The 12,548-nt window shown below is 30.8% G+C and carries 10 protein-coding genes; 9 read left to right on the top strand and 1 reads right to left on the bottom strand.

Translation table 11 applies throughout. From position 1 onward, the window contains the following. Positions 1-151: 151 nt before the first annotated feature. The 9 genes from ACESM9_RS04115 to ACESM9_RS04075 all read left to right on the top strand — a co-directional run bounded on the left by ACESM9_RS04115 (position 152) and on the right by ACESM9_RS04075 (position 12,159). Positions 152-2,878, top strand: coding sequence for a LuxR C-terminal-related transcriptional regulator (locus tag ACESM9_RS04115; RefSeq protein ID WP_372995564.1), 2,727 nt, complete (start codon positions 152-154; stop codon positions 2,876-2,878). A gap of 415 nt (positions 2,879-3,293) precedes the next feature. Beyond that, entirely contained in the window at positions 3,294-5,360 is a 2,067-nt protein-coding gene (locus tag ACESM9_RS04110) for a methyl-accepting chemotaxis protein (protein WP_372995562.1), read from the top strand. An 18-nt stretch (positions 5,361-5,378) separates the two neighbouring features. Further along, positions 5,379-6,059: an HD-GYP domain-containing protein gene (locus ACESM9_RS04105; RefSeq protein WP_372995560.1), complete on the top strand. Its 681-nt coding sequence runs from the start codon at positions 5,379-5,381 to the stop codon at positions 6,057-6,059. A 38-nt stretch (positions 6,060-6,097) separates the two neighbouring features. Continuing rightward, on the top strand, positions 6,098-6,583 hold the full coding sequence (locus ACESM9_RS04100) for a chemotaxis protein CheW (protein ID WP_372995558.1): 486 nt from the start codon (positions 6,098-6,100) through the stop codon (positions 6,581-6,583). A 75-nt stretch (positions 6,584-6,658) separates the two neighbouring features. Next, positions 6,659-8,770 carry a methyl-accepting chemotaxis protein gene (locus tag ACESM9_RS04095; protein WP_372995556.1) on the top strand — a complete coding sequence of 704 codons (2,112 nt, stop codon included), beginning with the start codon at positions 6,659-6,661 and terminating at the stop codon, positions 8,768-8,770. Positions 8,771-8,799: 29 nt separating this feature from the next. Further along, entirely contained in the window at positions 8,800-9,906 is a 1,107-nt protein-coding gene (locus ACESM9_RS04090; RefSeq protein ID WP_372995554.1) for a HAMP domain-containing protein, read from the top strand. A 16-nt stretch (positions 9,907-9,922) separates the two neighbouring features. Further along, on the top strand, positions 9,923-10,816 hold the full coding sequence (locus ACESM9_RS04085) for a methyl-accepting chemotaxis protein (RefSeq protein WP_372995552.1): 894 nt from the start codon (positions 9,923-9,925) through the stop codon (positions 10,814-10,816). A 74-nt stretch (positions 10,817-10,890) separates the two neighbouring features. Continuing rightward, positions 10,891-11,139 (top strand): hypothetical protein, encoded by a 249-nt coding sequence (locus ACESM9_RS04080; protein WP_372995550.1) that lies wholly within the window; start codon positions 10,891-10,893, stop codon positions 11,137-11,139. A gap of 57 nt (positions 11,140-11,196) precedes the next feature. Further along, positions 11,197-12,159, top strand: coding sequence for an HD-GYP domain-containing protein (locus ACESM9_RS04075; RefSeq protein WP_372995548.1), 963 nt, complete (start codon positions 11,197-11,199; stop codon positions 12,157-12,159). Between the two features lie 144 nt (positions 12,160-12,303). Here ACESM9_RS04075 and ACESM9_RS04070 read toward each other — a convergent pair whose 3' ends face one another. Next, positions 12,304-12,537, bottom strand: a complete 234-nt coding sequence (locus ACESM9_RS04070; RefSeq protein ID WP_372995546.1) for a DUF2249 domain-containing protein — start codon at positions 12,535-12,537, stop codon at positions 12,304-12,306. Positions 12,538-12,548 lie beyond the last annotated feature (11 nt).

Here is a 12,548-nt window from a genome sequence, read left to right as displayed (position 1 = left end):
TTTTGTAAAATTTTTGTTGTTAAAATAAAAAAAGAATCAATTCCCCAAATTTTTACTTAGGCGCTCTTATGAGTGCTTTTTTTTTGGGAGTTAAATTAAATGAATTTTATAGTTTACAAGTATCTATATGCCAGGAGGGTTTATTGAGAAAATGAATATCAATAACATATACGGAGAAAGAAATGCACAAGAAGAGTATAGAGATTATGATGCTATATTTAAAACAAAGACTTCTGTTCCAAAGCTACCATCAAAATATTTCAATCGAAATATGTTATTACAAGTTCTTGATAAAATTCTTTATAAGCATCTAACTATAGTATGTGCTCCTGCAGGATGTGGGAAGACAACTCTAGTTGGCTCTTGGATTAACAAATACATAAAAAAATGCAACATATTATGGTATACCCTTGATAAAGAAGATAATGATCCTCAAATATTTTTTAGAAACTTTAGTTCTGCTATTGTAAAATCAGATTTATGCAAAAAGAATGATTCTATAGAAAAAATTAGATATTACACATCTAAGTCAAAGATAGATTTGCTGATAGCAATTATAAGCGAGCTACCTAATAAAGTGGTTATGGTACTGGATGATTTTCAATGCATAGATAATATTGAAATTCTTGAATCTATCAGGTATTTGCTTTCCTATATACCAAAGAACTTACATGTAGTAATTATTAGTAGAGAAGAGCCTAATCTTCCTCTAGCTAGAATGAGATTACATGATGATTTATTAGAGCTGAAATCCAATGACTTAGCATTAACTAAAAAAGAAATAATTGAGTATTTTCAAGATGTTATGGGAACTTGTCTTAAAGATGAAGAAGCTGAAAAGCTTTCACACATGACAGAAGGTTGGATGGCCGCAATAAGGTTTATAGCTTACTATATAGAGGAGCATAGCTGCAAAAGATATATACTGGAAAGCTATGAAGGAAGCAAAGTTTTTATAATGGAGTATCTTATGCAGGAAATATTTGAAAAACAGCCTGATAGTATTCAAAAATTTCTATTAAAAACATCTATATTAGAAATATTTAATGGCTCTTTATGTATTGAAGTTACTAAAGATAACAATACGCATTTGATACTTGAAAAGTTGGAAAAGGATAATCTGCTTATTAGTGCTCCTTATATGGATAGTATTTATTATAGATATCATAATCTATTTTGTGAATTTTTAAGAAATAAACTTAAAAGCACTTATCCATACTTGGAATCTGAATTGTACTTAAATGCTAGCAAATGGTATGAGAACGTAAATCAAGTAAAGGAGGCTATTGAGTTCTCACTTAAATCAAACAACGTTGATAATACTATAAGACTATTAGATAAATATTGGTTTTACATGTTAGTCAATAAAGATGAAGCCAGACTTATAAGCTTTATAGAAGAACTGTCATGTGATATTATCCAAAATAATGCTAAGCTTTGCATTATTTATGCCCTTGCTTTTGCTAATAAAGGAATACTGGGGGCAGAGAGTAAATGTTCAAATAAATGCAAGATAGATTTAGAGGATAAAGTTTTTGATAATTATAAAGGAGAAAAAAAGCTAATATATGCAACCATCTCTTTTCTGTCTGGTGATAAACATAACTCACTCAAGCTAGCCGAGGACGCTCTTAATCATCTGGAGAAAAATAACTTTTGTCTTTATTTTGCATATGAAATAATTCTACAATGCCGTATAAGTGATGGAAATCTTGATATTGCTGAATCGATTCTTAAAAAACAGAGAGAAGAAATCAATCATATATTTAAGTATAATAAGAAATTAGTAGACATACTTTATAAGCACAAAGTGTCGCAAATAAAATGCATGGAAGGAGATTTTTATAATACAAGAATCATACTTAATGATTTACTTAATGACATTCCCAAAAAAGAAATATTCAATAATTATCTAATGTACTGTAACTTGGGGCTAGCATATTTGTATTCTGAACAATGCGAGTTAAATCTGTCAAGACAGTATGCAAGTAAAAGCTTGAGCCTTAGTCTAATAACAGATGATTCCATAAAAATAGTTCAAAGTTATATTATATTTGCACGCATATGCTATATGGAAAACAACTATGAAGAAGCTGAAAGTTATATTAAAGAGGTTGATAGAATATGTTGTAAGTTTAATCTGAAACTTATTATACATTTATGGTTTTCGGATATAACAAGAATATTAATCGCTATAGGTAATTTTGGGTTATTACATTCAATGATGGATAAGTACGGAATTAGAGAAAATGAAGATTTTCTTATTATGAACAATAGTCATAATTTTGCTATGATCGATTACTACATAGCCATAGATGAGATAAATAAAGCGAAATACCTCATTGAAGGCTTGTCAGAAAATACTATTAGTTCAAGAAGTTATTGGGATAAAGTTTATGCAGCAATATTAAAGTCAAAAATTCTAATGCGTATGGGTCAGGAAGATGCTGCCTTAGAAACTTTTGAGTATGCTCTACAGGCATCTTATGAACAGGAATATATATATACATTTATAAGCCATGGTAGGGATATCAGAGAAATGGTTTTAAAATATATTAACAGTAAGAAAAAAAAGGATATTGACTTTAACGAAGTATATAAATTTGCTGTTAGGCTTTTGCAATGTTTCAAAGATGAAGGTAAAACCATCGAAAGGAACAATAAAGAAATAAAAACAAAAGCTTCATGTCTTAGCGAAAGAGAATTAGAGGTAATTATGGCTATGCATTCAGGTCTGACGAATAAAGCTATAGCTGAGATGCTTTATATATCAGAAAGTACTGTAAAAAAACATATTAGTAATATATTTAAGAAATTAGAAGTAAAAAATCGTACTAGTGGAATCATTGCAGCGCAGAAATTGGGTTTGATTAGATAGGATATTTCTTTGAGAGATTATTAAACTAGTTATTTTAATCTCTGATGGCAACATATGAATATGTATTGGACATATAGATAAGGTTATTTGTGAAGCTTAACCTTTGAGAATCACAAATAACCTTATCTATTTATTATGTAACATATGATTCAAGTTAAACAATTAATATAAAAATGTAGCAGACAATACAACCAATATATACTACTTTCGTACACTTAATATTTAATTGTAGAAAGCTATAATAAGTGTTGTGACAAAATAATACTATAATTGTGCTAATATTACAATTTTCATAGATGTTTGAAATAGTATTAGAAAGAAATTGATTTATATCAGAAACTGACTCTAATAATACTGAAGTTATTTTGATGAAAAGGAGATATAATATGCATCTTTAAAGTACAAGTTAATTGTCATGATACTAATACTTGTAATTACACCATTTATAGCATCAAGCTGCTTAAGTAATTATTTTATTATGAAGGATTATGACAAGATTGTCGAAGAGAATAGCATATCATACGCAAGCTCTATAGCAAACAATGTTAAATTATTTATTGAAAAAGCATATAGCGTAACTGAAGAGATTGCGAACAATAGTGACGTAATCTCTTTTGAAAAAGAAAAACAAGAATCTGTTTTAGTTAATAGTATTAAGCGAAATACATATTTCGAACTCTTTTTTATACAAGGTACAGATGGAATGCAAACAGCTAGATCTTCAGGTACTTTAGGGGACAGATCTAATCGCTGGTGGTTTACCAAAATTATGAGTGATAATAAGCCATTTGTGACAAAGTCATACTATTCATTAACAGGTAATGTTGCTGTTTCTTCTATTATATTACCTATTTATTCTGATAATTCAACCCTTGTAGGGATAATGGGGGCAGACTTAAAGCTAGATAGTATTCAAAAAATAGTCGAAGAATTTCAGCAAAAAAGTGGATGTTATGCTTTTGTAATTGATGGTGAGGGTGTAGTTATAGCACATCCTGATAGTAATCAAGTTACAGAAATGTATAACTATAAGCTACAAAATAGAACTGAACTCGTTAAGGATAGTAATGGAAACATTGTAGAAGATGAGAATGGAAACCAAAAAATAGAGATTAAAGAAATAACTGTCCCGTCTGAGTTGAAAGAAATAGTTGAAGCAGCGCTATCGGGGGATAATGGGGTTATTAAATATTCAGATAACAATGGAGAAAAAGTAATAAGTGCATATAGTACTATACAGTTACCCGGCGAATCTGATAATTGGGCAGTAATTACAGTTCAGAAACAAGAAGATGCGCTTCAATTTATATATAATATACAACTTAGAAATATGATTATAGTTTTATTAATGATATTCATTGTTATTATCTTTGCCTATTCATTGTCAAGCAATATTGCAAAACCAATAACAGATTTATCGCAAATTATCACTAAATTATCATATTTTGATTTTTCTCATGATGATCGTAATGAAGTAAATAAATATTTTAATAGAAAAGATGAAGTGGGTACAATTACTAGAGCATTGAAAACTATGCAAGAAAATATATTAAACCTTATAAAGGAAATAGCAGGAGGCTCTCAGCGAGTTGCAGCTTCTTCCGAAGAGCTATCTGCTATTACACGTCAGTCTTCTATCTCGGCAGAAGAAGTAGCTAGGGCTATTGATGAAATCGCAAAGGGCATAAATGAACAAGCCAAGGATACAGAAAAAGGTTTTTTACATATTAAGGAGCTAGGTAATTTAATAGTTATAAATGAAAAATATCTTGAAAAAATGAATGCATCTACAAATGGTGTAGTCAAATTAATTGATGATGGTTTTAAAATTGTAAATAAATTAGTTGAAAAATCAAAACTTAATCATGATGCAGCTTTAGGTATTAATGATGTCATCATTAACACTAATAATAGTGTAGAAAAAATAGAAACTGCAAGCCAAATGATAAAAAATATTGCTGCACAAACTAATTTATTAGCATTAAATGCAGCTATAGAAGCTGCTAGAGTAGGAGATATAGGTAAAGGATTTGCTGTTGTAGCAGAAGAAATACGAAAATTAGCAGAACAATCAAATGAGTTTACAGAAGAGATCACAGATATTATTCATGAACTATCTGATAAATCAGAGCATGCTGTTGATTCAATGAAGGAAGTCGGTGTAATTGTAAAAGAGCAACAGGAATGTGTAGAAGCTACAAGTGTAACATTTGAAGGTATTAAACTTGCAACTGAAGATGTTAAGAACTCAATAATAAATATTGGCAAATATGTGCAAGAAATGAATGTTAAAAAAGAAGAGGTTATTCATATTATTGAAAATCTATCAGCTATTTCGGAAGAAAATGCGGCAGGAACTCAAGAAGCATCCTATTCAATGGAAGAACAGGCTACTTCTATAAAGGAAATAGCAAATGCAAGTGAATCATTGGCGAAGCTAGCTGAAGAAATGCAACAAGCCATAAGCAAGTTTAAGTATTAGAGAGAAGGAGGGTTTATTATGCCTTATACAAGAAGCGAGAGGAGAATAGTACATGACTATAATGCAACAGTAGTTTTGGAACTTAATGAAGAAGCTGAATTAGTATGTAATTTCCTTAAAGATTTATTTGAATATAACCAAGAGACAGCTTTTCATTGTACTAGAGTATGCAAACTTTCTATAGCGGTAGGTAAACTCTTTAATATATCTGAGTTAGAAATGAAGCGACTATGCATGGCCTCGATACTCCATGATATAGGTAAAATAGAAGTTCCTAAAAGCATCCTTAATAAGCCCTCATTATTAACGAATCATGAATATGAAACGATAAAAAAACATTCTCATTCAGGTTACATGATGATAAAAAAATTTGATTATTTAAAAGAATCTGCAGAGCTTATATTGTATCATCATGAGCGATATGACGGAAATGGGTACCCATATGGTATATGCGGCAAGGATATACCTTTTATTTCAAGAATAATCTCAGTTGCTGATGCTTATGATGCGATGATTTCCAAAAGGCCGTATCGAAGCGCTCTTTCAGTAAACGAAGCATTACAAATATTACATAAGGAAAAAGGGAAGCAATTTGATGGAGAGGTTGTAGATGGTTTTATTGAAGCTTTAGATAGTAAAATATCAAAATTAGATGATAGAGGAATAAGTGAAAAGAAAATTATGTTCTATGTAAAGTAAACATATTATCTATATATAAAAAAGGGAGTTGGATACAAGTGGTTGAAAGACAATATGTTATTTTTAAACTAGAAGATGAAGAATACGGTGTAGATATTAAGAATGTAAGAGAGATAACCGTTAACAAAACTACTACAAGGATTCCTAATACACCTGATTTTATTGATGGGGTAATAAATATAAGAGGAGATACGATACCAATAATTGATTTAAAGAAGAGATTTAATATTGCAGAAAAAGAAATAAACGGTAAAGCAAAGAGAATAATAATTGTGAATGTTGAGGACAAGCTTGTCGGATTTATTGTTGATGATGCTTCTCAAGTAATCAGAATTAATACTGATGACATTGAAAATCCTCCTGAGATTCTAACAGGAATAAACAGAAGTTATATATCCGGTATTGGGAAAGTCAATGAAAGAATAATTGTTCTGATTGATCTAGAAAGGTTGTTAAGCTATAAGGAAAGGAATATAATTCAAAATTCATTTGGCGAAGATTTGGAAAATAAAAAGGAAAATTGATTCAGATAATATAAAAGAATTGGCAAACAATTTTCTTAATAGATAAAGGAAAATAAAATTTTGGAGGTTATTATTGTGTCAAGATTTAAGATTGGGAAGAAAAACAGCCCAGAATCAATAAAAAGTGATAGTACAAAACAAATAAAAACGAATAAGTCAATTAAAGGGAGATTAATTATATTACCTGTTACAATAGCTTTCATAGCCATAACAGTAATATGTGTAGTGTCTTCACTCTCTATTAGAAGAGATTTGATTGAGCAAAAGAGAATTGCAGGATATGAATTAATAGAGCAAGTTATAAAAAGTATTCAAGATAACAAAATGGCAATGGATAAGATTAATGAAATCTTCGAAGATAAAATCAGATTCGCTGGAAAGGTTGTAATAGATAATCATGATAAGCTAAGCAATGAATATTTATTAAAGCTATCACAACAACTACAAGTAGATGAACTTCACTGGTTCAATAGTGAGGGGGAAATTTTATATAGTACTGTAGAAGGATATTTGGGATGGAAAGCATATGACGGTCATCCATTATATGAATTTATGTTAAGCGACCAAAATGAAATGATGGAAGATATAAGAAAAGACGATAAGTTCGATAAACTCTTGAAGTTTGGAGCACTGAAAAGAGAGGACGGAACATTTGTACAAATAGGAATGAATGCTGAAAAAATACAGGGTATAGTTGATTATTTTGACTATCAAAGAATTGTAGATAGCCTAGCGAGAAAGGATGATATAATATACGCTATTATTACTAACGAAAATGCTTTTTCATTAGCCTCTAGTGATCCTAGTCTGTTAGGAAAGGATCTTTCTTATGATGAAGGTACTGCTTCTGCAGCATTAAACGGGGAAAAATATGATACAGTCTATTACTATCAGAGTGAAGGTTCATCTGAAACTATTCCAGCTTATGATGTGTTTGTACCTTTGAATTTAAACGGAAAGCATGCTGGGGCTTTAAATATTGGTTTCTCTATGGAAAATGTATATGCAGCCATAAAAACAAATATTATAATGGTTGTTTCTATTGGAGTAATGGTTTTTGGTTTATTAGTTGTTATATTGATGAAATCATCCATGAGCATAATAAACCCAATTAATGATTTATCACAAATTCTTGATAGATTATCAAAATATGATTTAACTTTTGATAAAAATAGCCGAGCAATGAAATATTTAAATAGGAAAGATGAGATAGGAATTATTACAAATTCCCTGGCAACTATGCACAACAATTTGATTAACCTAATTAAAGATATAAGTGAAAGTTCTCAAAATGTTGCTGCTTCTTCTGAAGAACTTTCAGCCATCAGTCAGCAATCCACTGTAGCTACAGAAGAAGTTGCCAAGACTGTTGAGGGAATAGCAAATAGGGCAAGCGAACAAGCTAGGGAAACAAGAGAAGGCAGCATAAGCATTGAGGAACTAGGCAATTTTATAGAGAAGAATAGGCAGGCTGTGAAAAATCTTACTAATGCTGCTAATGAAATTGATAAGCTGAAAAGTGAAGGCTTGGAAGTTATAAGAAATCTAAATGAGAAATCACTAGCTAACAGCCAAGCTGCTGAAGAGATTAGTAAGATTATTATTAACACCAATGACAGTGCTGAAAAAATACAAAACGCCAGTGAAAAGATAAAAAACATAGCAGAGCAAACTAATCTGCTAGCTTTAAATGCAGCTATCGAAGCTGCAAGAGCGGGAGAAGCAGGAAGAGGATTTGCTGTAGTTTCAGAAGAGATTAGAAAGCTGGCAGAAGAATCCAATGTTTTTACAAAAGAAATTTCTACAATTATTCATGAACTATCCCAAAAGACAGGTGTAGCTGTAAGAACTATGCAGGAAGTAGGGGGTATAGTACAAGCTCAATCTGAAAGTGTTGATATAACAAGTAATAAGTTTAAAGGTATAGCTGAATCAATTGAAGATATGAAAAAGCTTATAATACATATTGATGAGTCAGAAGCAATGATGGAAGAAAAAAAGACAGAAGTTATTAAATTGATACAAAACCTTTATGCTATATCGGAAGAAAATGCTGCAGCAACACAAGAGACATCGGCTTCTATCGAAGAACAGACTTCCTCCATGGAGGAAATAGCAAATGTTAGCGAGTCATTAGCAAGTTTAGCGGAAGAGATGAATAGAAACATTAATAAGTTTAAGTATTAGTATTGATCTATAGAAACGGAGGCATTTGCATGAAGCTACAAGCTAAAATGATAATATCCGTTACGATTTTACTTATTATTGTGTTTTCTGTATTTGCTATAATATCATACTCTCTTGAGAAAGAACTGATATATAGAAATATGGCAGAAGTCACACAAGATAAGGTAAATGAAGTCATTGAATCAATAAGTACACAAGCAACTAAAAATGATTTATTGAGATTGGAAACTAATGGTGAATCACTATTAAAAGCCAAGACTCTTTCACTTATGATTGAAAATAATCCTCAGATTCTGGAAAATCCTTCGCAGTTGAATAAGATAAAGGAACTATTAGCTGTTGATGAAATAAATGTATGTGATGAAAATGGAATTATTAAGTGGACTACAGTAACTGATTATGTGGGCTTTGATATGAATAGTACTGAACAGACACGACCGTTTATGGAAGCTATAACAAATAAAGGTTTTGAACTTGCACAGGAACCAACAGGAAGAGGAATAGATGACAAATTATTTCAATATGTTGGAGTGGCAAGACAGGATAAACCGGGAATAATACAAGTAGGGCTAGAACCTGAAAGGTTACAAAAGGCGTTAGCCAGTAGCGATATAAAAAATATAGCCCAAGACGTAGTGTTTGGACAACAAGGGTATGTATTTATTATAGACAGTATATCAGAAGTTACTGTTAGTCATAAAGATAAATCATGTATAGGTGACGATGCTAACCAATTTGATTTTTATAACGAGATTAAAGGAAAAGAAAATGGTAATTTTATATATAATCATGATGGAATAGAAAAGTTCATGAGCTTTAAAGAAGCAAATGGCTATATAGTATGCGCAACTATACCCGTAAGTGAGTACACAGAAGGATTAACAGAACTATTGAGAAAAATGATAATCCTTTCATGTATAGCATTAGTTTTTTGTGCATTATTGCAGTTCATAATAATAAAATCAGCTGTTGACCCCATAAAGAATGTTTCCTACCATCTTTCTATGATAGCTGATGCAGATTTTACTAATGAAGTGTCAGAGAAGCATCTTGGAAGGAAAGATGAAATTGGGCTAATGGCAAAATCTGTAGAAGATATGCAAGAATCTATAAGAACTCTTATAAAAGAGATATAGCTTATCAATAGGTGTAATGGAATCATCAGTTGTATCTGCTGATAATATGAATAATTTAGGTAGTGAAATCGGGAAAATATCTGAAACAATAGAGGGATTGTCAGCAGGACTTGAGGAAACTGCTGCATCTACAGAAGAATTGAATGCTATATCTTCAGAAATGGGAAAAGTTGCTGAAGACATAGCAGATAAAGCTCAGCAAGGTGCCGAACTTGCACACAATATTAATAGAAAGGCTATGGATTTAAAAATAAGTTTTGATGAATCTCAAAAGAATGCATTAAAAAGATTTTATGCCACCAAAGAGAATCTTGAGAAAACTTTAGAAGAGTCTAGGGGAGTTGAAAAGATAAATGTGCTTTCTGAATCAATTATGCAGATTACATCACAGACCAATATGCTGGCGTTAAATGCTGCAATAGAAGCTGCTAGAGCTGGAGAAGCAGGAAAAGGCTTTGCTGTTGTTGCTGATGAGATAAGGAAGCTTGCTGAGGATTCTCGAGGAGCAGTGGAAGAAATAAATAAAATAACAGAAGTTGTTATGGAAGCAGTGTCTAATTTGGCATCAAGCTCAAGCGAGATATTAAACTTTATGTCTACAAATGTAGATAATGATTATAAATTAATGCTTAAGACATTAGAAGAGTATAACAATGATGCTACAATACTAAGTGATATAACAACAGAGTTTAGTGCAAATGCAGAAGAATTGCATGCTTTCATTGAGAATATATTAAACGCAATAAATGAGATTAGTTTATCCACCAATGAAGGCGCAAGCAGTGCTACATTGATTACTCAAAAAATAAACTATATTGATGAAAAAGCAAATGAAACCCTGGAAAGATCAAATAGTTTAAATAGAGATTCAAATAATCTTAAGAATCTAATATCTAAGTTTAAAGTTTAAAATATCTTGACCCTATAAAAGGCATACATTCTATGATTAAGATTATTCTATAGAAAATTTTAAGGGGGGATATAATGAGGTATATTTTAGCAAAATTTATTGGAGAGGATGATCCTTCATATTTTGTTAATGGAAAAATATATAAAGCTATAGCTCGAAGTGCTGATAGTAATGAATTAAGGATTATAGGTGAAAATAAAGAAAGCTACATATATGGAGCAAAGTACTTTGAAGCAATATTAGGTAAGATTTGTGATCTACCGATTGAAGGCAATGAATACTCTATACCAAAGAGTAAAAAAAGAATATTGATAATTGAATAATTACTATGAACAATATGAAATGAGAGGTGTTCCTGCAATAATTTATTGCATAATAAAATGAGGTTAAAAAAAGTTGATTATAGTTTAATCGGGAAAAATCTTGGAATGGCACTAAAGACAAATGATGGAGTAGTGATTGTCAATAGAGGGAAAGCAATAACAGATACTATAATAAATAAATTACAACAATATGGTTTTAATACTATATACATAGAAGATGATGATGTTAATATTACTGTAAAGAAGACAATTCCAGAGGATATCCACTTTGAGTATTTAAAAAAGCTAAATAGAATTTATAAAAAGATTATTGAAACAAATAGCTTTGATGAATCAGAATTGAATATTTTTGTAAGAAATAATTTGCTGTGTGATATTAGAAATGAACCTATTAGTTTGGGATTTGGCACAATTACCGAAAGTAATGACCTAGCTTATCATTCTCTTAATGTTTGCCTTATAGCTATGATGACAGGTATGAAATACGGTCTCGACCGGGATAAACTAGAAATTTTAATGAAGGCATCACTTCTTCATGATATAGGTAAATTTCTACCTGATAAGTATGGAAAAAGCCACGAGCAAAAAGCATATAATTTTTTCAAAAATTCAACTAATTCAATTTTGATGTGTAATACTATAAGATTTCATCACGAAACTATAGATGGACAAGGACCAGAGAAACTAGAATACAAACATCAAAGTGATTTAGTAAAGATTCTGAGTTTATGTAATGATTATGAGAATTCAATAACGATTAAAAAGCTTTTACCTAGTCAAAGCTATGAGAATATACAAGCTTTAACAAACTTCAAGTATGACCTAAAAGTATTTAATGCTTTTAAACATTCAATATATGTGTACCCTATAGGTCTAACTGTAAGACTAAGTAATGGTGTTAAAGGAGTTGTAGTTGAGCAAAATAGTGATATGCCAAGTAGACCAATTGTAAAAACAGAAAATGTTAAATATGACTTGATGGATCATTTATCACTTTTTATTGAGGCTATAGAAATATAAACTTTATCCATGATAACCTATTATATGAATTTTACTTATACTAATGACATAATATAATTCCCCAAATTTTTACTTAGGCGCTCTTATGAGTGCTTTTTTTTAGGGCCATGAAGCACTTTATACTTCTTGACCCTAAACGCTAAGCTACTTCCTTGTTATTGCTACCCTCCATATCTCTGGGCCTTCCTCAAGGTATTCCCATTGAAACTGATCCTTATATTCAGCCATTAATTGATAATAGAGAGGCTTTGGATCGTGATCATTGATAAGTTCCATATTTTCTCCTGGTTTTAGACCATTTAAGGTCTCGAATATAACAGGATGTTTATCTTTTGGTGGATATTTACGAACATCCACTTGTGCTGTGAAATCTTTCATTAATGATTCCT

Source organism: Lutispora sp. (assembly GCF_041687175.1).
In the GTDB taxonomy this organism is placed as follows: domain Bacteria; phylum Bacillota; class Clostridia; order Lutisporales; family Lutisporaceae; genus Lutispora.
The sequence above is the reverse complement of the archived record's forward strand: the minus strand, read 5'-3'. Positions and strand labels throughout refer to the sequence as shown.